Source organism: Bacteroides hominis, assembly GCF_033042785.2.
Taxonomy (GTDB): Bacteria; Bacteroidota; Bacteroidia; order Bacteroidales; family Bacteroidaceae; genus Bacteroides; species Bacteroides hominis.
In genome coordinates, this window is the sequence record NZ_CP178829.1 from 3,277,851 (window position 1) to 3,303,046 (window position 25,196).

The 25,196-nt window shown below is 46.1% G+C and carries 18 protein-coding genes and 1 tRNA gene; 6 read left to right on the plus strand and 13 right to left on the minus strand.

Features of this window, described 5'->3' with window-relative positions:
- The first annotated feature begins 39 nt into the window (after nt 1-39).
- From R3O62_RS13660 to R3O62_RS13670, 3 genes are all read left to right on the plus strand, one after another.
- Nucleotides 40-1,656: a fimbrillin family protein gene (locus tag R3O62_RS13660; protein WP_317472869.1), complete on the plus strand. Its 1,617-nt coding sequence runs from the start codon at nt 40-42 to the stop codon at nt 1,654-1,656.
- Nucleotides 1,657-1,824: 168 nt separating this feature from the next.
- On the plus strand, nt 1,825-2,886 hold the full coding sequence (locus tag R3O62_RS13665) for a hypothetical protein (RefSeq protein ID WP_050550888.1): 1,062 nt from the start codon (nt 1,825-1,827) through the stop codon (nt 2,884-2,886).
- Between the two features lie 3 nt (nt 2,887-2,889).
- A complete protein-coding gene (locus tag R3O62_RS13670; RefSeq protein WP_050503200.1) occupies nt 2,890-3,252 on the plus strand; it encodes a hypothetical protein in 363 nt (120 codons plus the stop codon).
- A gap of 242 nt (nt 3,253-3,494) precedes the next feature.
- Here R3O62_RS13670 and R3O62_RS13675 read toward each other — a convergent pair whose 3' ends face one another.
- A complete protein-coding gene (locus R3O62_RS13675) occupies nt 3,495-4,535 on the minus strand; it encodes a site-specific integrase (RefSeq protein ID WP_317473670.1) in 1,041 nt (346 codons plus the stop codon).
- 274 nt (nt 4,536-4,809) lie between these two features.
- Nucleotides 4,810-4,882, minus strand: a tRNA-Lys gene (locus R3O62_RS13680).
- Between the two features lie 116 nt (nt 4,883-4,998).
- Here R3O62_RS13680 and ettA point away from each other — a divergent pair.
- The 3 genes from ettA (at nt 4,999) to R3O62_RS13695 (ending at nt 11,590) form a co-directional block, all read left to right on the plus strand.
- Nucleotides 4,999-6,687, plus strand: a complete 1,689-nt coding sequence (ettA, locus tag R3O62_RS13685; protein WP_005776885.1) for an energy-dependent translational throttle protein EttA — start codon at nt 4,999-5,001, stop codon at nt 6,685-6,687.
- A gap of 195 nt (nt 6,688-6,882) precedes the next feature.
- Nucleotides 6,883-9,672, plus strand: a complete 2,790-nt coding sequence (locus R3O62_RS13690; RefSeq protein WP_022011057.1) for a TonB-dependent receptor — start codon at nt 6,883-6,885, stop codon at nt 9,670-9,672.
- A gap of 22 nt (nt 9,673-9,694) precedes the next feature.
- Nucleotides 9,695-11,590, plus strand: coding sequence for a choice-of-anchor J domain-containing protein (locus R3O62_RS13695; protein WP_317473028.1), 1,896 nt, complete (start codon nt 9,695-9,697; stop codon nt 11,588-11,590).
- 217 nt (nt 11,591-11,807) lie between these two features.
- Here R3O62_RS13695 and R3O62_RS13700 read toward each other — a convergent pair whose 3' ends face one another.
- From R3O62_RS13700 to R3O62_RS13750, 11 genes are all read right to left on the minus strand, one after another.
- Nucleotides 11,808-12,893 (minus strand): endonuclease/exonuclease/phosphatase family protein, encoded by a 1,086-nt coding sequence (locus tag R3O62_RS13700; protein WP_032540613.1) that lies wholly within the window; start codon nt 12,891-12,893, stop codon nt 11,808-11,810.
- 149 nt (nt 12,894-13,042) lie between these two features.
- On the minus strand, nt 13,043-15,730 hold the full coding sequence (locus tag R3O62_RS13705) for an ATP-binding protein (protein ID WP_317473027.1): 2,688 nt from the start codon (nt 15,728-15,730) through the stop codon (nt 13,043-13,045).
- A gap of 12 nt (nt 15,731-15,742) precedes the next feature.
- On the minus strand, nt 15,743-16,948 hold the full coding sequence (locus R3O62_RS13710) for a glycosyltransferase family 2 protein (protein ID WP_005776891.1): 1,206 nt from the start codon (nt 16,946-16,948) through the stop codon (nt 15,743-15,745).
- Nucleotides 16,949-16,967: 19 nt separating this feature from the next.
- Nucleotides 16,968-17,822 carry a glycosyltransferase family 2 protein gene (locus tag R3O62_RS13715; RefSeq protein ID WP_005776892.1) on the minus strand — a complete coding sequence of 285 codons (855 nt, stop codon included), beginning with the start codon at nt 17,820-17,822 and terminating at the stop codon, nt 16,968-16,970.
- 3 nt (nt 17,823-17,825) lie between these two features.
- Entirely contained in the window at nt 17,826-18,977 is a 1,152-nt protein-coding gene (locus R3O62_RS13720) for a glycosyltransferase family 4 protein (RefSeq protein ID WP_186992550.1), read from the minus strand.
- Between the two features lie 4 nt (nt 18,978-18,981).
- Entirely contained in the window at nt 18,982-19,893 is a 912-nt protein-coding gene (locus R3O62_RS13725; protein ID WP_269109691.1) for an SP_1767 family glycosyltransferase, read from the minus strand.
- Complete coding sequence (locus tag R3O62_RS13730; protein ID WP_269109692.1) at nt 19,890-21,050, minus strand: glycosyltransferase family 4 protein; 1,161 nt, start codon at nt 21,048-21,050, stop codon at nt 19,890-19,892. The genes R3O62_RS13725 and R3O62_RS13730 overlap by 4 nt, the downstream gene beginning before the upstream one ends.
- A complete protein-coding gene (locus R3O62_RS13735) occupies nt 21,047-22,162 on the minus strand; it encodes a glycosyltransferase (RefSeq protein ID WP_005805316.1) in 1,116 nt (371 codons plus the stop codon). Before R3O62_RS13735 ends, R3O62_RS13730 begins: the two co-directional genes overlap by 4 nt.
- A gap of 27 nt (nt 22,163-22,189) precedes the next feature.
- Nucleotides 22,190-23,650, minus strand: a complete 1,461-nt coding sequence (locus R3O62_RS13740) for a lipopolysaccharide biosynthesis protein (protein ID WP_005776896.1) — start codon at nt 23,648-23,650, stop codon at nt 22,190-22,192.
- A gap of 122 nt (nt 23,651-23,772) precedes the next feature.
- Nucleotides 23,773-24,717 (minus strand): glycosyltransferase, encoded by a 945-nt coding sequence (locus R3O62_RS13745; protein ID WP_317473026.1) that lies wholly within the window; start codon nt 24,715-24,717, stop codon nt 23,773-23,775.
- Between the two features lie 71 nt (nt 24,718-24,788).
- Nucleotides 24,789-24,968 (minus strand): hypothetical protein, encoded by a 180-nt coding sequence (locus R3O62_RS13750; RefSeq protein WP_317473025.1) that lies wholly within the window; start codon nt 24,966-24,968, stop codon nt 24,789-24,791.
- Nucleotides 24,969-25,196 lie beyond the last annotated feature (228 nt).

A 25,196-nucleotide genomic window follows, 5' to 3' on the forward strand; every position in this document is an offset into this window, starting at 1 on the left:
AACAGTAGCAACTAAATTCATCAATAAAAAAGAAACCGTATGAAACAACATCATTCCATATTTCCCCCGGCAGCATCCCTGGCCTGCGCCCTCATCCTGATGCTGGCGGCATGCACGTCCGACGCATTGGACGAACTGCCCCCTGCCGGCACTGATCCCGATGCCCGCCCCCTCACCATCACCGTGAGCGACGGCGGCATGTACGCCACCGGGCAAACCCGCGCCCAGGAACGCGGTTACAGCACTGTCTTCACCGAAGGCGACTGCATCGGCCTCTACGTGGTGAAGGACGGAACCCTGGAGGTGAAAAACCTCTGCCTTACCCTACAGGGAGGCAAGTGGACGCTGCCTGCCGGCGCTTCTCAGCTTTTCTACTCACCCGATAAGAGTTATCATGCCTATTATCCCTACCGGAACGATAGCGATATGAACGGCAAGGTATCGCCCGGCGACAAAGACTTCTTTAAGCTTTTAGTCGAGGCTTGGTCTGTTAAAGACAACCAGAGTACCTACGCCCAATACACCGCCTCCGACCTGATGACGGCCCGTGGCGTGTATAACAACCACACGCTCAGCTTCGCGATGGAACACCGCATGTCCCTGCTCATCCTTCAGGTGCCTGCTACGAAATATAACTATACCGAAAAGATAGACGGCCGAGAGATTTCTAAGAGTTATTACCGCTACACGGCGGTGATCAGTGAAAATTCATATTGGCAGGAGAACCCCTGTACGGCCCGCCTGCTGGTGAACACTAAAGAAACCGCGGGCTCGGTTCAGGGATCGTATAAGTATTACTACAACGGAGCTAAGGAGACTTTCATTTTTTACTATTCCCAATTAAATCTTCAGCCCGGAAAATACACCGTTCACACGCTTGGCGACAGTAAGGTGACAGAAGAGTCCCGGTCGTTAAAGGCGGGTGACTACTATATGCAGGACGGCAGCATCCTGCCCGGGGATGAAGTTAGCAACCTGTCCCGTGATGAACTACGGAAGAGTTGTCTCGGCGTAGTCTTCTGGGTGGGTGAAAACAAGGGGATACACTGGACGCCGACCGGCGACAAAGCAGGCGACCACCTGCTGATGCACGACCATCCAGAGTGTGTGCACGGCATGGTCGTTGCGATGCACGATGCCTCTCAGAGGGCGGTGTGGGCCACCGAACAGGGGGCGACTAAGTCTACTTATGCTTGGGCCGATTCATTCAACGAATTCACAACCGGAGAGCAGGCCGATTGGGAAGAAATACAGAAATCCGATACAGGTTTCGGTTATTGCAGATCCCGTTTAATGGCACTGTACGGCTCTCGGCACAGCGACACCACCTTTCCGGCCCGCAATGCGATAGCCACTTATGCTGGCGAGCACCCCGCGCCCGCAGGCAGCAGCGGGTGGTTCTTACCGGGCATATATGAGCTTGCCACGCTGTGTTTCGGTATGCCTACTGGTTTTGTTGACTGTTACAAGGATCTGAAGATGCTCAAAGAAATCAATCCCCAGATTGATAAGGCAGCCGGGGATGAGCTTACCGGGGAGTATTGGAGCAGCTACGAATCGAGTACTGTTGTCTGGTTTGTAAATCTTGCCTCTCCCTACTATGACACGAAGCCCAAAACCGATACCTATAAAGTCCGTGCCGTGCTGGCCTTTTAGCGGCCTGCGTGCGGAAGCTGCGAGATAAAACGATTTATTAACCCCCGTCCCGCCAAAGAAAGGAGGACACACAGCTACAGGACGAACAACAATTCTCGAAAAAGGTTATAAACTTTAAAAAAGAAACAATTATGACGAAAATAGAATAGGATTAATGCTCCGAAAGAGGTGCAGGAATACTTTGAAAGTATCAAAGGCAACCATGCGGCACTCCGCCAGTTCTTCACCGCCATGCCCAAAGGAGGCGACGTTCACAACCACCTGACCGGATCGGCTTATGCCGAAACCTATTTCGAGCTGGCGGCAAGCAAAGGAATGTTCGTCAATCCGGAAACGGGCCGTCTCTATGCCAAAAAGCCAGTGGATATTGAAACCATCCGGCTTTCCAAAGACATGGACGACCTGCACAACTACCGCATGGCGCTTATCGACAAATGGAGCATCCGCAACTTCCAGCCCTACAAATATCCGCTGGGCCCGGACGAATACTTCTTCGGTACGTTCGGTTTGCTCTCGGCACTGACGGGGGATGTGAAAAACCTTGCCTATCTGATGCACGAGTTGAAAGTGCGGGCAGTGAAGGAGAATGTGCAATATCTGGAAGTGATGGCCACTTCGCCCAGCGTGCCCACGGACTGTTGTCTGGGAGCGGAGTACGCGAAGCTGGACAAGCGGCTGAAAGACTGTGTGAAAAGCGGAACGTATGGCGAGGATTTGCAGAAAGTGTTTAACGAAATCCTCGACTTGTTCTACAAAAACGCAGACACGGTTGTAGGCACTTATATCGACTTTATACACAAACTGGACGAGCTGAGCAATGAGTTGGAGAGCCACCTCCGTGATGTGGATACGAATAAGGTAGTGTGCCGCTATCAGGGATACAGTTCGTGCGGCAGCGAGCCCCTCAAGGTGTTTGCCCAACTCTACGTGGTGCACAAAGCATGCGTGCAAGACGAGGGCAAGCTGCTGACCGGTTGCAACATTGTGGCGGCGGAAAACGGAGAGAAGTCCATGCTCTACTATCGGCTGCACATGGAGATATTTGCCCGGCTTGCCCGGGAGTTCCCCACGGTGAACACTTCGCTGCATGCCGGAGAGCTGACCTTGGGGCTGGGACGCCCCGAACACCTGACCTATCACATCGGCCAGGCGGTGAACACGGCCCGGGTGCGGCGCATCGGTCATGGCGTAGACCTGCCGTTCGAGCAGGACAGCGACGCGTTGTTGTAGACGATGGCAGAGAGCCCGGTTCCGGTAGAAATAAACCTGACGAGCAATGAGTTCATCCTCGGCGTGAAGGACTCGGAACATCCCGTCGCACTCTATCATAAGGCGGGAGTGCCCGTGATTCTCTGCACGGACGACCCCGGCATTCTGCGCACCTCGCTCACGGAGCAATATACCTTGGCAGTTTTACGTTATGGATTCTCGTATGAAGAAATAAAATCATTTGTTCTGAACAGTATTACTTATGCTTTTCTTGTCGATGATGATAAAACAGAACTAATAAAAAAAGTCAATGACTTGTTAGCTGAATTTGAAAGGAAAATATCCATACACCATCTGGAACCTGATGTCTCTGGAAGTGAGAACTAACCCTCTTTCGGTGTATTTCGGTTACCAAACATTCAGATATGTGCCATCCAGTATTATCTAAGGTTCTGCCTTAATAGTCTGGGGGCGCATTTGAAACCGGGAATAAAAAGAAATAAATGAGTGACCATGAGCAAAAACAACAAATTATTACTACCATGTGATGAGACACCGAATAATTGCAACTTTTTATTAGCATGTTATTCAATCGGTGAAACATTTAGCAATAAGAACAAGGGTGTGAATTATATTGTATTCTGCCAAGAACAAGCAGCCTGTTCCGCGAAGAAACGTTGCACGGGGGCGATATACTGTTCCTGCCCCGCATGGCTGACTGTAGGTAACAACTGACCGTTTTTCAGTTTCCCCTCGTATTTGTTCAGGATTGCTTTAGGAATATCCAGCAAGCGGATGTTTGATGTTACTTTAGTCTTGTGACGTTTCTTTATAATCCACAGATTATCATCAAATGCCAAATGTATGTCGTTACTGGTTAATTCGCATATATCCACGTATGAAAGTCCAGTATAGCAGCTAAAAATGAAAATATCCCGTACCTGCTCCAATCGCTTTGAAGCAAAATCCTTATTGCATATCTTGCTTATCTCGTCTTTGTCAAGATACCCTCTTTCTATATACTCGAATTTCAGTTTATAATTGGCAAACGGGGCGGCTGTTATCAATCCTGCAAAGTTTACCACCGTGCGGAAACGCTGGATAAACTTCATTGCCGTATTGGGTGAACAATCGTGGTTTTTTATTATATACAGGTAGAAATTCTCAATAAATACTTTGTTGATTTGGCGTATCGGCAAATCCGATACACGATATTCATCTTTCATGTATTGGGTTAAGCGTAACTTTGTCAGTTCGTATCGGCTGTACGTTTTGGGTGTGGCTTCTCCTGCTTCGACCTTTTTCTTGTATTGGTCGTTGTGCTGGGTGAAAAAAGAAATAATGGTATTTGCTTCTTCCTCTTTTCCCAATAGTGCATTTTTCACGCTTTCGGGTGTAACATAGCTATCCCGCATTAATTGATTGTGAAAGTGGGAACGGATATTTGCTTTGATGTCGTCCAGCATGGAATTAAGCCTTTGTATCTCCATTGCTTTACCTATGGCTCTGCCGGATTTCCAGTTAGTTTCTAAGACCTCTAACTTGGTATTGAATTGGGTCTGTTTGCCGTTGATTGTGATACGGGCATGAATGGGTACTAAACCATTCTTTTTCATCTTGTCTTTTTTCAGGTAAAACAATACGCTGAAAGTACTTTTTTCATTCTTCATAATCTCACTTTTTTTAGATTGCAAAACTAATTTTAATCACTGTAAATGAGATAAATAGAGTATGGACAAATCACGTCAAAAGTAAGCCATTTTCCGACAATCGTACCCCCTAATCGTTTTTTGGGGAAGGGGGTACGATTTGGATACTCAACCGTGTCTTTTCGTGCCCCTTTTTTGTCTTTTAAGCAAGACTGAAACAATAAAAAAAGTCCTACAATACGTTGATATTGTAGGACTTGTCTCTTTTTTGTCGCCGTTTGGCTTTGTTCTTATGTGATCCGCCTGGGGCTCGAACCCAGGACCCCAACATTAAAAGTGTTGTGCTCTACCTGCTGAGCTAGCGAATCAATCCTTTATTGCTGTTAAGCGGGTGCAAAGATAGAGCTATTTTTTATAATTGCAAATAAATTCCGAACATTTTTGTTATCTTTGTGCCATAAATATCAATACACATTATTTATATATGGCTGACGATAAAAAAATAATTTTCTCGATGGTGGGAGTAAGCAAAGCTTTCCAACCTAACAAGAATGTGCTAAAAGACATTTATCTTTCTTTCTTCTATGGAGCTAAGATTGGTATTATCGGTCTCAACGGTTCGGGTAAATCTACTTTGCTGAAGATTATTGCCGGTCTGGAGAAGTCTTATCAGGGAGAGGTGGTTTTTTCTCCCGGATATTCAGTAGGCTATCTGGCACAGGAGCCTTATCTGGATAACACTAAAACAGTGAAAGAAATCGTAATGGAAGGTGTGCAACCCATTGTTGATGCACTGAACGAATACGAAGAAATTAATCAGAAGTTCGGTTTGCCTGAATATTATGAAGATCAGGACAAGATGGATCAACTTTTTGCACGGCAAGGGGAATTGCAGGATATTATTGATGCGACGGATGCCTGGAATCTGGATAGTAAACTGGAACGTGCAATGGATGCTCTCCGTTGCCCGCCCGAAGATCAGTCTGTGGCTAATCTTTCGGGTGGTGAACGTCGCCGTGTGGCGCTTTGCCGCTTGTTATTGCAAAAACCTGATATTTTATTGCTCGACGAGCCGACCAACCATCTGGATGCTGAGTCTATCGACTGGTTGGAACAGCATTTGCAGCAATACGAAGGTACGGTAATTGCTGTGACACACGACCGTTATTTCCTTGACCATGTGGCCGGATGGATTCTTGAACTTGACCGTGGCGAAGGTATCCCCTGGAAGGGTAATTATTCCAGCTGGCTGGAGCAGAAAACCAAGCGGATGGAAATGGAAGAGAAAACTGCCAGCAAACGTCGCAAAACTCTGGAACGTGAGCTCGAATGGGTACGTATGGCACCCAAGGCACGTCAGGCTAAGGGCAAAGCCCGTTTGAACTCGTACGATAAATTGCTGAACGAAGACGTGAAAGAAAAAGAAGAGAAACTGGAAATCTTCATACCGAACGGTCCTCGTTTGGGTAATAAGGTGATCGAGGCTAAACATGTGGCTAAAGCTTACGGTGATAAACTGTTGTTTGACGATCTCAACTTCATGCTTCCTCCCAATGGTATTGTGGGAGTTATCGGTCCGAATGGTGCCGGAAAAACAACTCTTTTCCGTTTGATTATGGGACTGGAAACAGTTGATAAGGGTGAATTTGAAGTAGGGGAGACCGTGAAGGTGGCTTACGTAGACCAGCAACATAAAGATATTGATCCGAATAAGAGTGTTTATCAGGTAATTTCCGGCGGAAATGATTTGATCCGCATGGGAGGGCGTGACATTAACGCACGCGCCTATCTTTCACGCTTCAACTTTTCGGGTGCTGATCAGGAAAAGCTTTGTGGAGTACTTTCCGGTGGTGAGCGTAATCGCTTGCACCTTGCCATGGCATTGAAGGAAGAAGGAAATGTATTATTGCTCGACGAGCCGACCAATGATATTGATGTCAATACCTTGCGTGCACTTGAAGAAGGTTTGGAAGATTTCGCCGGTTGTGCCGTTGTGATTTCGCATGACCGTTGGTTTCTCGATCGAATCTGTACTCATATTCTTGCTTTTGAAGGCGATTCGAACGTGTTCTATTTTGAAGGTTCTTACTCGGAATACGAAGAGAATAAATTGAAACGGCTTGGCAACGAAGAGCCTAAGCGCGTGAGATATAGAAAGCTGATAGCTGACTAATACTTAACAATGTGTAAGCCCCGCAAATTAATTGCGGGGCTTTTTTGTTTCATAGAGCTATAATATGTTTATCTCTCTTAAAAAATTGTAGCATCTTTGTAATGTATATATAAAGAATATTAATTACCTTTGTGCTCCAAAACGTTTATTTACAATTTATTAATTAACAAGTTCTATTAACTAACAAAGAGAATTATGAGAAGACATCTAATTCATTTCCTGCTGGTTGCAGTACTGACGGTATGCTCTGCCGCTACGGCTATTGCCCAGGTAACAGTGAAAGGTCAAGTTGTGGATGCGGAAACAGGTGAGCCATTGATTGGTGCAGCCGTAACGATTGTCGGTACTACCCAAGGTAGTGTGACTAACCTGGATGGTGAGTTTACACAGAAAGCTGCCTCCGGTTCGACACTGCTTATCAAGTACCTTGGCTACAAAGACTTCAGTAAGAAGATCACCCACAAAGGGGGTACTGAAGATTTGGGCGTGATTAAAATGGCACCGGATGCAATGGTATTGAACGACGTTATCATTACATCTTCCGTTGCTGTTTCGCGTAAAACTCCGGTAGCTGTATCAACAGTTGACCCCGTCTTTATCGAAGAAAAACTCGGAACGCAGGAATTTCCTGAAGTTCTGAAGTCAACTCCGGGTATCTATGCAACTAAGCAAGGTGGTGGTTTTGGTGACTCCAAAGTAAACATACGTGGTTTCAAGACTGAGAACTCTGCTATGATGATTAATGGTGTTCCGATGAATGATATGGAGTGGGGTGGTATCTACTGGTCTAACTGGGCCGGTTTGAGTGATGTGACTCGTAGCATGCAGGTACAGCGTGGTTTGGGTGCGTCAAAGGTAGCAGCTCCTTCTGTGGGTGGTTCTATCAACATCGTGACAAATACAGTTGATGCCAATAAGGGCGGTTTCGTATCTTATGGTATGGGTAATGACGGATTAAACAAGATCCTGTTCAAGGTATCTACCGGATTGACTAAGTCAGGTTGGGCTATGACCCTTTTGGGAGGTAAGACCTGGGCAGATGGTTATATCCAGGGAACCGACTACGAGGCTTATAACTGGTTTGTGAATATCACAAAACGTTTCAACGACAATCATCAATTGTCATTTACTGCTTTTGCTGCTCCTCAGTGGCACAATCAGCGTGGAAATAAAGACGGACTTACTATCGAGGGATGGCAAGAAGTTGCTAAAAACTATATGAATGGTGAAAAGCCTTATCGTTATAATCCTACTTACGGTTTTGGATTGAATGGACAAAGAAAATCATCTGCATATAATGTATATAATAAACCTCAGTTGTCGTTGAACCACTTATGGCAGATTAATGATAAATCAAGCTTAAGTACAGCCTTGTATGCTTCTATCGGTCGTGGATATGGTTATTCCGGTCAGGGATTGACCAGTGCTGATCGTAGCAACTGGTATGGTAGTAACAGTGGAAAGCTGAATATGACATTCCGTAAAGCTGACGGAACATTTGCTTATGATGAAATCTATGCTTTGAACGAAGCCAGCGAGAACGGTTCGGTTATGGCTATGTCGAAGTCTAAGAACTTCCATAACTGGTATGGTCTGCTCTCTACTTATACAACCAAGATTGGTGACTATTTTGATTTTTATGGTGGTATAGACTACCGTTATTATAAAGGTACGCATACGAATGAATTGGTTGACCTCTATGGGGGGGACTTTTATGTAGATTCCAGTTCAAGAACCAATGTGCTTACTTCCAACAATGCCGCTGCTGCTGCCGGTTCGGCATTCGTAAATCAGAAGTTGAAAGTGGGTGATGTGGTTTATCGTGACTACGATGGTTATGTAATGTCTGAAGGTGTGTTTGCCCAGGGTGAATACAACAGAGATAAGCTGAGTGCTTTCATTTCCGGTTCGGTTTCTAATACCGGTTACTGGCGTTATGACCGCTTCTATTATGACAAGGCACACGCTAAATCAAAAACCACCAACTTTATCGGATGGAATGCAAAAGGAGGTTTGAATTATAACCTTACCGAAAATCATAACGTTTTTGCTAATATCGGTTATATCAGCCGTGCTCCTTTCTTCTCGGGCGGTGCTTTTCTGAATTCAACTACCAGCAATGCGACTAATCCGGATGCAGTAAACGAAAAAGTTTTCTCTTTCGAAATCGGATATGGTTACCGTTCAACGTATTTGACGGTGAATGTCAATGCTTACCACACTCGCTGGATGGATAAGACTACTACTCGTTCGCAAGATATTAATAATTACTACGAAGGTAGTCTTAGCGAGCCTTATGATGCAAGTAAGCTGGTTTCTACCAAATCTGTTATCAATATGCAAGGTGTAAACGCCTTACACCAGGGTGTTGAACTTGATTTTGTTGCAAGACCTTTCCAATGGCTGGATTTGAGCGGTATGTTCTCTATCGGTAACTGGCGCTGGGATAGCAATGCATCAGGAAGTTTCACTGTTGAAGGTCAATTTGTAAACAGTGCATCTATTAAGGGAAATGATGGTAAGGATATAACAGTTCTTGTTAATGCCGCAGCCAATGGGTTGGAACCGGGTACAATGAAACTGAACCTGAAAGATGTGAAAGTGGGAGGATCGGCACAGACTACTGCTGCTTTGGGTGCTACTTTCAAGATTGATAAGGCCATTCGTCTGGGTATCGACTGGAATTTATACGCACGTAACTATGCTGACTGGGCATTAACCTCAAACGACCTGGTGATGAACAGTGAAAAAGACTTTTCTACTCCCTGGCGTATTCCGTCAGCAAGCACATTCGACTTGAACGCAAGTTATAAATTCAATTTTGGTAAGTTGAATGCAGTGCTGTCAGGTAACGTGAACAACTTATTCGATCAGACTTATATTTCTGATGCTACAGATGGTAGCAATCACGACTGGAAGACCGCTTATAATGTGTTCTACGGATTTGGCCGTACTTATAGCTTGAGATTAAAAGTTAATTTCTAATCTAAAACAGGAAGTTTAAATTATGAATAGAAATCTATTAATGCCTGTAGCGGTATCGTTGATTCTGCTGTCCGGCTGTAAATATAATGATGACAACTTCGAAGGATTGGACGAGATGACCCAACCGACGAATTTGATGAAGATAGAATATACGCTGACTGATGCTGATTATGCAACTATCAGTACGAACTCTACTAATAAAGATATCGCCAAAGCAGGTGGTGTATCTAAAGATCTTGAGAACATCAAGACCAATCTTTATCTGACAGAGAAGATTACAGGAGCTACCTATATCCCTGCTTTCTTGCTTGATAAGTATTACACCGCCGATAAGGGCTCGAGTGCAAAGATTACTTATAAGTACAAAGAAGCGATGTCTTCTTTGCTGTCTGAGTATGCTTCGGTGAAATATCTGAAACCGACGGATGCCGAATACAAGTTGGTTTATGGTGAGGATGCGTTTGCGCCTTATCTGAATGAAAAGACTGAAGGCCAAATGTATAAGATATTGAACGAGAAGTTTAAAGATGCTGAAAAAGGAACTGCTGTTTTCGTTGACTATAAGTTGGGCGAGGGACAGTTGGAGAATCCGTTGATGTGGCAGAATTTTGAGGCTGTTGCGACGGGTGAACTGAAATCCTTGGATGGATGGTTTATCAGCTCTACCGGTGGCACTCAGTGGAAAGTCACTTCTTATGATGATAACCAGTATGTTCAGTATTCGGCAAACGGTACGAAAGGAGCATGCGTCGGCTGGATGGTTACTCCTGCTATTTCTGTTGCTGCCGGTGATTATCTTGGTTTTGATGTGACCGTGGGATACTATAATGCCAGCTGCTTGTCCGTTCTTATTTCAGAGAATTTCGATGGTAAGAATGTCGATGCCGCCAGTTGGACTGACGTAACTTCGGATTTCAACATCCCTACCAAGCCGACAAGCGGTTACGGTACATTTGCATCTGCCGGTAAGCTATCTTTATCAGCTTATGCGGGCAAGAAGGTTTATGTAGCCTTTAAGTATGTAGGTGATGGTGCCAATAAAAAGACTACTACTTATCAGATTGATAACATCATGGTAGGTACTTCTATCCCGGCTAACAGTCTTTCTACTCCTGCTTACGCAGTGAAAGTGTACGATGGTAAGAGCTGGAAAGATAAGAACAATAACGTATATGTTCCGACATACGCTGATTACGGAGATATGGGACAGAGCAAACGTTACTTTACTTCAGAAGTTCCGGCTGTTACTTATCTGCCTGCTTATTTGTCTAAGATGGTAGCATATCCTGTTGATGGCGATGCACGTGTAGTGATTTACAGATATTATAATGGTACCGAATTGAAGATTTATAGCGATGAATACACATACTCGGCTGAAACTACAAGGTGGTCACTGAATACACGTATTGTTGATAAGACAGAGCAGTTTGTACTGTCTGACGGTAAGTGGAACTTTGACCCGAGCACTGTGGTTACTTTGAAGGCAGAAAAGGGCGATGCAGAAACTGCTGCATTCTATCAGACCATTACCGATTGGGTGATTGCCAATAAGGGACAAGAATATGCACCTATATTTAACGGTAAGAGTAATAACGAATATTATTATGGTAGCTCTGCTTATCAGAACAATTTTGATTTCCGCCCGGCGAAGTGGAGAGAACAAAATGCTGCCGCTTATGGCTCGATGTCAGATGCCGATCTTACTAAGTTGATGTTCGAACGTTTGCCAGAAGCATTCCTTCCGGGATTGAAAGCAATCTATGGTAGTGCGGATGTTGTGGAAGGTGTAGATGTGTTCTATACAATTAACTTCGCCATTTACGACGGTTCTTCTACCACACAATATACCATTAAGTATAAAGTGACAGGTAAAGGACAGTTTGAATATGTTGCAGACTCCTTGAAGAAAGTAGAATAAGGAAACTAATTCATTTATAATAAGAAAGGCCGCTCTGAGTAATCAGGATGGCCTTCTTTTATATTATAACGAGAGAGTTATGGGGGTGAAACTCACCACAGAGGACGCAGAGTAACATAGAACGAGCTTAATTCGTTGATTATTAATATTTTTAATCTATGGTATCTGTGATAATCTGTGTGATCTGTGGTGAAAAGGCGTTTTGATACACTCCCGTTTACATCTTCACCTCCATCACTACCGGATTATGATCACTGCACAAATCGAGGTCAGGCGAATAGTAGTCTACCCCTTTAAATTCTTTGGAATGGAAAATATAGTCGATTCTCAGCAGGCGTTTAAAGTACCGGAACGTATACATGTACCCATGTCCGCAAGTCTGGAATCCGTCTTGAAGATTGTCACCTTTCACGGTACTGTATGTGTAGGACGATGGGAGAGAGTTAAAGTCACCGCAAACCAGTATAGGGTAGGGGGTGGTGCGGATTAATTGTTCCAAAGTCTTTGCCTGTGCCGCACGTTTCCTGAAGTTCTCGTTGAGTCCCTCCAACAATTGCCTGGCCGCTGCTTCCTCTCTGCCTGTCAGTTCGTTTTTAGCCAGTTCCCTTTCCAGTCTGCGCTTATTTTGGCTGACCTCCGTTGTTTGCAGGTGGTTATTGAAAACACGAACCGTTTGTCCGTCTACGTCCAGGTCGCACCACATACTGCAATTCCTTGAGTCCGGATAAGTGATCAGTTTGCTGTCCTTCACCGGATATTTGCTGAATAAAGCTATCTGCAGGATGGAGATGCTGTCCGGAGCTTGCGGGATAATGACGTATTGCCAGTTTGCAAAAGTGTTTCGTATGCTGTCTGCGGTGAAATATCGGTTAGCGGCAAACTCTTGAAGACAGACGATGTCCACTTGATGCTCTTCCATGTATTTCGCGATTTCTTTGCACGAGTACCCCGATTGCTCGTTACCGAAACTGTCTACGTTATACGTCGCTATTTTCAAAGTTCTTCCATTTCCTTTTTCCGCCGGAAAGGGTGGTTGGAATATCCGTCCCAGATATTGCCAGTTGGCAGCTATGGCTATCAGCGGAATGACTATCCAGAACCGGCGGCGTATGCCCCAATAGATGGCCGCAGCGAGGTTGATCAGCAAGAGCCCCGACAGCAAGAGCCCGATAAAAGGTATTAAAGTCGAACTTTCCGGGGGAACATGCCCGGCAAATGCTCCGGTAACGGTGACACCAGCCAAAGCAAAAGTCAGTGCGACAGAGGTATAATAAAATAATTTGGATACGGCTTTCTTTCCCATTGTTTTAAATTCTGCATTTTAGTCCACCATAAGTTCACCACAGAGGACACAGAGTTCACAGAGGAAGAATTTAAGATCTTTCTATAAACCTGGAAAATAAAAACTCCGTGTCCTCTGTGTCCTCTGTGGTGAACTTGTGGTGAGGTTCTTTATCTCAACCATTTCTTTATCATCTCCTTCAGCTTTTCCTGAGCAATCGGTTTCGAGATGAAATCGTTGCATCCTGCCTCTTCGGCAGCTTTCCGGTCATATTCATAAGCATAAGCACTCTGTGCGATGATAGGTACATCTGCGGACAATTGCCGGATGATCCTGGTAGCCTCCAGCCCATCCAGATTGGGCATTTTTATATCCATTAATATCAGGTCTGGTTCCGCTTCATCGTACATGGTTACAGCTTCCATGCCATCTCTGGCACGTACCAGGTGGTATTTCCTGCCCAGAATCGCATTTAGCAAGTCATAATTGCTGTCGGTATCTTCTGCTATCAGGATGGTAGCCTTATCGGTTTCCGCCTCCGTTACTTCCATGGATTTACGTTCCTCCTTGCTTCCCGCCGGCTCTTTTGTCCGGTCGTCGGCTTCCGGATATTGCCGGTCGTCGGTTTCTCCGTCCCGACGTTCTTCCTTATCGGCCTTCACATCTTGCATTACGCTTTCCAGAGGCAGCCAGAAGGTAAATGTAGTACCTGTCCCCACTTCCGAAGAAACGGATATTTCTCCTCCCAGACGTTCGATGATAGTCTTGCATATCGACAGTCCCAACCCCGTGCCCTGAGCGAAGTTATTGAGCTTGGCAAAGCGCTGAAACACCCGTCCCAACTTCTCCGGTTCGATGCCCAGTCCGGTGTCTTTTACGTAAAATACCACTTTTTCGGCTTCTTGCCTGTAGCCGTAGCTCACGCTGCCTTGTGTCGTGAACTTAAATGCATTTCCTATCAGGTTAGAGAATACCTGGAAAATCCGGTTCTTGTCCGAGTGAATGCTCAAAGCTTCGTCCGGCGAGTCGAATTTCAGTTCCACTCCTTGCGGGCAGCGGAACACATGTGCATCATGAATCTCTTTGCAAAGCGTGTGCAGCTTTACCGGTCCGTAAGTGAACTCCACGATGCCCGATTCTATTTTCGACAGATCCAGTATTTCATTGATCAGTTGCAGCAACCGTTCGTTGTTGGCATCCACTATTTCATAATATTCTTTTCGCTCTTCCGGGTTTTCGCTCTCCGAGATGATGCGTGAGAATCCTACGATGGCGTTGAGCGGTGTCCGTATTTCGTGGCTCATATTGGCAAGAAAGGCCGACTTCAGTTTATCCGACGTCTCTGCTTTCTCTTTCGATTCCATCAGTTCGCGGCGCATCAGTTCCAGCTGAGTAATGTCCCATTCGATGCTGACAATGATGGGCGAGAAGTCTTCACTTTCTACTATGATTTTTTGTTTGTCCAGAATCAGCAGATTGCCATTTTTGTCTTTACCTTCCATGATCCAGTGCATCCCTTTTCCGGTATTGGCAATTTCCATATCCTCTTTCCGTTTCTGCTGTGCCATTTCCAGCGGATAATAATCGAAATCGTTCATACCGATGGCGTTTTCCGCGCTGATATCCCGGTTATACGATTCCCGGTTTCGGTAGATATACCGGAAATCATTCTCTATATCCTTCACAACGATCCCCGCCGGGAGGTTTTCCATCGTGGTATCCATGATGCGGTTGAGCCGTTTTATCTGCGATTCGTACCGTATACGTTCCGATATGTCGTGTGTAAACGACCAAAAGGTTTCCTCTCCGTCATCCGTTGTCACGCTGTACATCGTACCCTCAAACGCCAATGTGTTTTTATCATCCTTCAGCGGGTGGTAGGCCAGGAAGTTGAAATTCTGTCCTTCCCGTATGCTGTGGTAACGTTCTTCCCAATCCTTCGGACTGTCCATGTCGCCTACAATGTCGAAAATCCGTATTTGCGATAGGTCCGCCTGTTCCGCGATCCGGTGGTTGAGCCTGAACTGTCTGTTGGCAAATATCAGCGTGCCGTCTTTCCGTGCCGCATAAATACTTTCTTTGGCATTGTTGATGGCATGCGTCAGCGTGTTGATGTCATTCCTCTTCCGCTGGATGTCCGTAATGTTCTGTATATATCCTTCCAGAATGATGTTACCGTCTTCTTCTTCACCCCTCAGGTAGCATTGCTGGCGCATATAGTATACCTGTCCTTCCAGCAGAATGCGGTATTCGATGTACTCCTTTACCAGTTTACGGCGGTTTGCCTCCATCCATGTGTTCACGGCAGGCAGATCTTCGCTCAGAATGGTCTCGTAATAATCCTGAAAGTTGATGCTCCGCTCTTCTTCCGTACATACTATTCCGTTGTATCCCCGATAATAGAATGTCTTTTCGCGCGATGAATATTTCCATTGCCCTATCTGTGCCGCTTTTTGTATCTCTTTCAGTTCGTAATTCGTACGTTCCAGTTGCAGCTTTACGTTGCTCCGTGCCGTGATGTCACGATATTGGCACAACACCTTGTCGCCGTCATACGGCTGCATGATGCATTTGAAGTAGTACGTTTCGCCTCCTTCCAGCGGCAGCCTGTAGTTGCGGTTCACCGTTATCCCCTGTTGGGTCACCCGGCGGAAGTCCGGCAGCAGTTTCTGGAAGGTATGGTCGGGAAGCAGATTGAACAGATTTTTTCCCAAGAGCCTGTCTTCTTGCAGGAACCACAAATCGCTGTGCGGGTCGATGTCCAGACACGTGCCGTTTTTGTCCACCAAGATCAGTGTGTCAGCTGTCAGTTGCAATATCTTATGGGCATTGTTTACGTCATGCAGTATTCTATCCATGCTTCGTTCGGTTTATTGGTTTAAGGATTCTGTTTTCGTTCTTTGGGCTTTTTCCCATGCTCCTGTTCCTTTCATTTTACGAAGGTAGTTAACACCTTTCATCACGTTAATGTTCATAAACAGGAAATAATATGGGATGAATAACAGCTTGTTTTTTATTTGCCGGGCAGACAGGTAATAGCCTCCCATCGCTAAAATGTAGAACAATACCTGAAGTGCCAGAATGGTGCCGTACCAGATAGGAGAGCCCCCCATCAGCAGTATGGCAACGTTGAGCGGGAGCAAGGCGAACAGCAGCACCGGGGCCACCGACCACCGCAGCACCCTGTGTGATATATACTGGAAACTCAGCACTCCGTAACGGAAGGGATTGAGCAGTTCCCTCAGCCGCCAGATAGATTGCAGTCCGCCGGCGGCAATGCGCACCTTTCTTTTCTGCTCTTCGCCCATGTCTGCCGATCCGCTTTCGATGGCATATGCCCGGGTGCAATAGGCTATCTTATATCCCTGCATGGCGATGCGCAGCGACAGGATGAAGTCATCCAGCAGTGTATCCGGTTCCATCACCGTGAACAGCTCCCGGCGTATGGCAAACAGCTCGCCTGCGGCTCCCACAGCCGAATAGAGACGTGCGTCCAGTGCTTTCAGTGTCGATTCATATTTCCAGTATATGCCCTCGCCACCGGCTGCGGCTCCATCCTTTTCTTGCACGGCGATGCGTTTTTCTCCGGCCACGCATCCCACCCCCGGATCCTCAAAAGCCAACACGATTTCGCGTATCGCTTCCCGGTTCAGCATTGTGTTGGCATCGGTGAATACCACAAGTGGCGTGTCCACCAGTGTCATCCCCCGTGTCATGGCAGCGGTTTTTCCTTGCCGCAGGGGTTGGAAGTGGACGGTGGCTTGCGGCCATGCCTTCAGTCGTTCGTTGGTAGAGTCGTTGCTTCCGTCGGTGGTCCACACAATGTGCAATTTGTCCTCGGGATAGTCCAGCTTCAGGCAGTTGCGCATTTTTTCGTCCACAACGTCTTCTTCGTTAAAGGCAGTGATAAAAAGTGTCACGTCCGGCAGCAGCTTGTCGGGCGGGAGTTGCCGCTTGACGGGTTTCACAGTGAGTTCTTTGAGCTTGACCAGTGTGTAAAGCAGTATTCCGTATCCCAAGTGGGTATAGAATACGAGGAAGAGGGCAAGCCAGAAAAGAATTTGTACGGTGATCATAGTATTTTTTATTTTAATTTTATTTAGGTTGAATCAGGTTGTCGTCTTCATCTTTATATTCTTTTCGGGAGGTGAATATTCCTCCTATGTTTCTGAGAGCATTGATCGCCCGCACTTTGAAACTGCCGGCTAATGATCCGTCAGCACTTATGGTGCCATATCCTGTGACCGCACGTGCCTTCTTTTTACGTATAAAGTATATTTTTCCATACTCTTTGAGCCGTAAGGCCAACGATCCGTCTTCACCCCGTTTGATGTCTGTGCGTATCCCTGTTTGGCGGGCGTAATCCGTGCGGTATGCGAATACCAGTCCTCTTACACTTAATTCCGGGCGTTTGATTGATTGTATCCATAGATGAATATCCCTGAGAAACTCATATACTTTTAATCCGGTCCGGGAGTGTTCTTTGTCGGGTATATAACTCCATAGTGAACTTACCGCCACAACTCCGGGACGCTCTAATGCGTTAACCATTGTCTCGACATAGTGCGGAGGGTACAAAGTATCGGAATCAATATTAATGTGATATTTTCCCCGCGCACGATTTAATCCGCAAAGCCGGGCGTGTCCGCAGCTGTGTTGATATTCTATCGCATATGGTACCCCTGTCGCTTCATAGATTTCTGCCGTCCGGTCCTTAGAATCATTGTCTGTCCCGATAATCTCCACCGGATATTTGCACTTCATCTCACTTAAGGACCACAGGCTTGCCAATAGACGTTTCTCTTCGTTATATCCTATGACGGAGACTGTAACAACCGGAGAATCCGACTGTAGCTTTCTCAAATTCTCACGAACTTCGTCAATGACATTTTGCGGTGCTTCAGCAAAAGGTTTTTCGTATACTTGCAAATATTTTGTATACCACTTCATCATTTACTCTTTTGTTACTTTTAATGTTTCAAATAATGTTTTCCACTCCTGCGCGATAGTTTCCATTCGGAAGCGTTCTGAACGTATGCGGGCATTTCGTCCCATTTCTTTTCGTTTGTCTTCATGCTCTATCAGGTCGTTTATTTGCGTGGCTAAATCGTTTATGTCTTCCGGTTGTGCCAAGAGTCCGTTCAGTCCGTGCTCTATGATGTCACGGGGCCCGCAGGGGCATGCGAATGCCACGGGTGGGACTCCGCACGACATCGCTTCAGTTATGACCATTCCGAACCCTTCGAACCGGGAGGAGAGTACAAAGATTGAACTTTCGCAATATTTATCAGCTATGTTGGGGGTGGTAGGCTCCAGAAAGCAAGTCCGGTCAATGCCCTCCTGATTTATTTGCTGTTGCAATTTGTCATGCAGTATGCCTTCACCATAGATGCGTAACGTCCAGTCCGGATGTTTTTGAGATACGATGGACCAACTTTTTATTAGTAAGTCGAACCCTTTTTGCGGAGCGTATCTTCCGGCCGCTATTACATATTTCTGAGTGCAGTCCGATTGTAGATCAGTCGGAGTAATGATAGGATTGGGTATGACGCAAAGATTGGTAAGTTCCGGCCAAAAATCCTTTTCCTCAAGAGTTAATACTATTACTTTAGAGAGTTGTTGTAGATGCTTTAAAAATGCTTTTTCCCAATATCTTCTGAGTTTCCCTACTATTGATTTACCATACTCTTTGCTTCCCACTCCATACGAATGGCGTGTGACATGGAATTCTCCGATTTTTGTACTTCCATCACAGATACCTGAGATAAAATTGAGTTCTCTTCTCAGGGTTGAAATTGTGATGTCGGGTCTTAGTTCTGTCAGTGTTTTACTGAGGCGTTGTTTGAAAAGCCTGTAGCGATATGGGTACTTTAAAAGTTTACTGACACGTGATTGATTGAAAGGCCAGTCGAAAGGTACGTTCAGATCAATGTGCCTCACTTTGGGCGACAAATCATAATAGATGGGGCGTCCCACTTGCTCTGATGTGAGGATATAGATTTCGTAACCTTCCAGATGTTCTGCAAAGTAATTGGCTTTGAACGTAATGATACGTTCAAGTCCACCTGGGGCATAGAGCGACGGAAGATAATAGACGATTCTCATGCTATCAACTTATTTTTGCGATTATTTGTTTGTTATATTCTTCTCCCGCGTCAGCTACCAGATTTCCATTAGGAACTTCGTTCACATATTTGCGTTCAAGTTTCACTTTGCGTCGCGCACCCATACGCCACCATTCATATTCCACATCCACGTGCCCGATGTCGATAGCTTGGTATCCCGCTTTGAACAAATCGTAGGCCAATGCTGTAGCTGTGGGGCCCAATGCGATCAGGAAGAGCACGTTTTTGTTTTGTTTGCATGCTTCTGCCCGGATGCGATTTATAGAGTTGAAAGCGTTACAGGGCGGGCATAAAATCCGGTGGATGCTCTGTGCATTGTCAAAGAGGTCGTTGCCCACCCCTAAACGGCTTTTTTCGCCTTCGATAAATATGATGTCTCTGCCTTCCCAAATGCCTTTCATGTCATGGAACCATTTCCCGCATTCTCTTTTCGATTTAAAATCCATATAAGGACGTGTGACAAATGTATTATAATAGGTTCGTCCGGGAAGTAATAGCCGGTCCCACCACGGGCCGTAGATAAAGAAGTGAGTGCGCCAGAATCTTCGCGCTTTCCGGTTGTAGCGTTCCAAATGCTGAAAAACATCGGATATGCATACTAAATGTTTATCATTATCGCTGGTCAACACCTCTTTGAGCCGCTGGGCCAGTTGGGGATTACCTTCTTGGAAACCAATTCTTTTGTGGGCGTTGGTCAATAACATTTCTCCGTCACCAAAGCGGCTGACGGAGCATCGGTCTTGTATTATTTTCCGGATCGTTTCATCTATTGATGCCACTTGAGGGATAATCTTTTGCCGTCTGCGGAGAACTATATACCAAAAGTTATACCACTCCACCGTACTGCCATATTTCAATTTATGGTATATCCGGGTTATAAGCTGCGTTATGTTCATGATAGTAGTTTTTTAAAGAGTTCATCCCATTGTTGCATGATCGTATCCAAATGAAATTTTCGTATGCTTTGCTGTGCCTGTTGTCCCATCTGCTGTCGTTGACCTTCATGTTCTATCAGGTAGATGATTTTCTCGGCCAGGGATTCGATGTTGCCGTTTTCGGCCAATAACCCGTCTTTTCCGTCTGTAATAATGTCGCGTGGACCACAGGGACATGTAAAAGATACTGGTGGCACCCCGCATGCCATTGCTTCGCCGATTACCATTGGCATTCCTTCATATCGTGATGAAAGTATGAAAATAGAACTTCGGCGCATTTCTGTTGCTATGTCATTGGTAATGCCGTTCAGATGGCATGTTTTTTCTATATCCAGTTTCCGGGCTTGTTCTTGATAAGCAGCTCGGTCACCTGCACCAAATATCTCCAGTTCCCAGTCCGGATGTTTACGGCTGACGATCTGCCATGCAGGCAACAGTAAGTCGATTCCTTTTTGGTAAGTGTATCGCCCGACGGTAATAGCCCGGTGTGCCGTCCCTTCGGCTGTATGCTCTACTTTGAAAGAAGCAGGATTGTATATGCAAATGACATTGTCCAGTTCCGGCCACATCTCTTTATCTTCATTGGTCAACACGACAAAACGGTCCAGCTTACGCAGTTTATTAATCAGTTGCCCGATCCATAATTCTGATAATTTCCGGCGGACAAAGCTTGGAAGGAACTTCTGGTGTTCCAGGCTGCGGTAATTATGCCGGCTGAAGTGGAACTCGCCGATTTTCAGGCTGCCGTCTTTGATGGAAGTTAAGAAATTAATCTCTCGCCGCAAAACGGATATTGCAATATCCGGACGGATTTGCATCAATGCCTCAGTCAACCGTTTCTTATAGATTCTTTGTAGTTGGCTGTATTTCCACAATCGCTGCCACAGATGCTTAGTAACTGTGTGCATGCGGTCGAAATTGAGGTCCAGATGGATGATGTGGGCTTTTTCTGATAAAGGATAATAAGGAGGCAGTTCTTTTTCCTCAGTCAGGATGACGTATACATCATAGCCCAAAACGTCGGCCAGATAGTTTATTTTTAATGTAAGTACCCTCTCCATGCCACTTGCGGCATAGAGTCCGGGGATACAGTAGGCTATTTTTATGGGTTGTTTCATAGTTCCTCAATTACATGTTTCATTTGCACTTCCCACGAAAGTTTATTCCGGATGGAGGCTCGTATGTCAGCCGGTCGGATCTCTTTTGCCGAATGGTAGAACCGGACCACTTGTCCGATGTCTACCGGAGATTCGTCTGCCGGTATCTTCAGGATGTAGGGCATCGATTCGAAGTCCGCATCTGTTTCTGAATAGATGAAAGGGATACCTCTGGCAGCGTACTCGCGATTTTTCAGTGACCGCAGGTCTGTGATTCCGCTTCGATGGCGCCCCAGGCTGCCTATTCCTATTTGACATTGGTCGAATACCCGGTTCAGAGGTTCTCCGAACAAGGGGCCATGGAAGATAACGTTTTGTTCTATTGCCCCTTCCTCCACCAGGGCGTGGTATTCGTCGACGACTGCCGGTACGCCCTGACCTACGATGTGTAGCTTGACATCTTCCCGATGCTCGTGCCGGAGGTAGTGTGTCAATCCCCGGATGACACGGTCGAATCCGTGCCACGGGTGTATGGTGGCTACGGCTATCAAGTGCAGTTCTCGGGTAGTGGCAGTGCTCTGTTTGAGGGGAATGAAGTCAAAATCGATTCCATTGGATATTTGTATCGTAGGGCGGCCGAAGATGGTTTTGTGGTCTGAGAAAGTGACAAACTTATCGATTTGCGTGGCCATTAATCCACGTAAGCACTTGTCTGCCATTAATACACGCCGATATGCCCATGGAAGACCTTTGTATTCCTGGTCATAGGGATAGGTGGGTATTTCCATGACAACTTTTACGCCGGCCCGCTTGAGGCGCCACAACATGCAGATCAAAAAAGGAGTTGTATTGTGGTCGCTTCTTACATAAACCAGTTGCATTCCGTTTGTCTTTACATAATGGACGATGCTGTTTAATTCGGTGCGTTTCAGAATCTTTCCCCGGATTCCGTTGCCATAATCCCGGAGGACATGGTTATTTATCATCCGCCGTTTGTGGTCGTGGGCGTCATCCAGCCAACAGGTATCTACTTCCAAGCCACACGCTTTGAGTGCCTTTATCTGGTAACGGATTTTCTTGCTGATCCCGTTTGCCTCTTCGAATCCGTGGAAGATAAGAAACAGTGCTTTCATTGTTTGTTTTGTTTTTAAGATGGGCTTTCACCCCCTGCTTTTACGTTTGTTCAGGATGCCTTTTGCCTTGCCGATGATGTCATATTCACCGGTCAACTGTATGTAGCACCCAAATATACAGAAAAATATAATGCTTTTTACAATCAGGGTCAGAAAAATGTTGCCTCCTTCTGTCAGCAGGCTGAGCGGATAGAGTACGGCTATCAGCAGCACACTGACCGCTAATGGTGATACAAGCTGAACCGCGAAATGCCGCAGGCTGCGGTGCAGTGTCACCCGGTACATCATCCAGTAGCATTGCACAAAGTTGACGGTAAACGTCAGTGTGATGCACGTGGCTACGGCTTGGAGTGTGCCTATCCGGAAAATGCCCAGCAGGATGCCCGCCACGTTGAGTACCGATGAAAACAGGCCGCACACAAACAGGCTTTTCGTATCGCCTGCCGCCTGAAAGATGGACCCGGAGGAGGAGAGGACGATCTGTATGCCTACCGACAGCGTGAGTATCCGGAATATAGGGATGGAGGGCATCCATTGGTCGCCGAACAGGATCAGGGTCACCTCGCCGGCCGTGAAGTACAGCAGCACGCTCAGCGGCAGTCCGATGAAGGCCAGAAAGCGGACAATGCGTTCGTAACCCGATGCCAGGCGTTCAAGGTCGTTCTGGTATTCGCTGAAGATGGGGTGCATCACCGGGGTGATCACCTGTGTGATGTTTTGTAACGGCAGCATCATCAGGCGGTACGATTTTTCATAATAACCCAGGGGAGACATTCCCATGTACTTGCCGATCAGTAGTTTGTCGAGGTTCCGGCTGAAGTAGTTGATGATGTTGAACAGGAACTGGTAGGCAGAATAGGAGAATATCCGGCGCAACACGTCCAGCCCCAACGTAAGCCTCAGGCGCTGCGGATAGCGTCGTATGGAGACCACGAAAATCAGGATGCCCGACAGGATGGGCCCGATGACCAGCGCATACAATCCGGCTCCGCACAGAGCCGCCACGACGGCTGCCGCACCGGTGGCAATCTGTATGACGAAGCTTCGCAGGGCGATGAATTTGAATTCTTTGTTGCGGTAGAACAGTGCGTTGGGAACGATGGTGGCAGAGGCGAAAAACAGGTTGACGGCCAGCAACTGGCACAGCGTCCGCAGTATTTCCCGGTCGTAGTAGGCGGCAATGGGCCACGAGGCAGCGGCGAAAAGCAGTGCCAGGCCGATGCCTGTCCAGATGGTGAAAGAAAAGAGTCCGGACAGGTTCTCCCGGGTCAATCCTTTGTGCTGGATGATGGCGGGTGACAGGCCTACGTCGGTGAATAGGTTGAAAAAGGCAATGATCACCGTGGCTATGGCCATCACGCCGAAGTCGTCCGGCGAAATCAGGCGTGCCAATACGCCCGCGACGACGAGTGACACCCCTATGCCGCTGTATTTGGCAAGGGCGGTATAGAATACTCCGGAGAAAAGTTGATGTTTGATAGACGTCATTCTTATGGTGTTTTTGAGTTTGGTTCACCACAGAGGACACAGGGTTTTAATCTTTTATTTATCAAGAAAATTAAGAGAAAGATATTCTCTGTGTCCTCAGTGTCCTCCGTGGTGAAATGGATTCATAACTTTTGTTTTTTTAGCATCAGCACCATCAGTGTCCGTGTGCTGACGTATCGTTTGTAATGCCGCAGGCAGAGCAGGCATAGCTTGAGGCGCTGTCGTAAAGGTAATGTATGGGCTTGCCATACGGCAGCATCGAGCATCTGTCGCAAAAAGAGGGATATGATGTAATGGCATTCTTTGGGATAAGTTGGGATTTTATTCAATAGTTCGTTGGTTACGGTAAGGTATCCCTCCATGTTTTTCCATGTAAATTTTCGGGTCATGATAGAGTCTGTTCTGACACGGCGGTGAAAAAACGCACGGCAGATGAATCCTATGTGTGAAGCATGCAGATAGGCTTGTGCCATGAAAAGTTGATCTTCATGCAATATTCCGGGATAGAATGAAAGCTTTTCAGTGCTGATAAATTCCCGTCGGAATAAGTTGAGGCAGACTGATGACTTAAACTTGTAGGTTTCTAATTGTTGTTTCAATATATCTGTGCCTTTATATGTTTTTTCAGATAGTCCTGAGGTTCTTTTATAATCGAAAGGCTTATTGCCTGTATTGGCTTCACCGCTAAAGGTTTCCGCATCAAAAAAGACGAAGTCGAGAGCCTCTGCTATACATTTGTTATAGCAAAGCTCAAGTGCGTCCGGCTCTAAGAGGTCATCACTATCCATGAAATAAATATATTCTCCGACAGCATATTTGAGGCCTTCGTTGCGTGTGACAGACAATCCTTGATTCGTTTGTCCGTATACCTGGATACGGCTGTCTGTGGCAGCTATCTTGTCTATAACTTCCCGGCTTCCGTCAGTCGACCCATCGTCTATCACGATTATTTCCAAGTCCGTCAATGTCTGCCGGCAAATACTTTCAAGTGCTTCCTGCACGTAGTCGCAGGTGTTATATACAGGGATAATGACACTCACCTTGGGGTGCCCGTTAGGTTGTTCCATGTTGTTTGTATGAGGTACGGTTCAATAGAGCAAAGATACACAAAAAGATTTAAATAAAGTCTTTTTCTCCTTTAGGAAAAAGGTGAGGCCTGCATGATGATTTCGTTCAGTATCTCCCGGCAACTGATTTTCACTTCCGAATTTTCTTCTATGAAAGCAATGTAGTAAGCGATGATGTCTGCCAGTTTTTCAGACGACATGTTTTTGCCGTGCTCCAGTTTGCATAGCAAGCTGCGGCTTATTTCCATCATCTCCGAGGCCTGTGTGGTAGATCAATTCGCTTTTTTTCGTAAGCTTGCCAATAGTTCCGGGACAGTCTGGTGCGATTTATGATGCTGGGCCCTGGATTTGTTTCGGGAGCAGTGAGATCAGATGATAGTGAAAAATCGTCCTCCGATCGCAAATTCTGCTGATATATTTTAATATATCTTTTTTGTTTATTATTTATTTATGTGCAGGTTTTCATGTTGGCAGGTTTC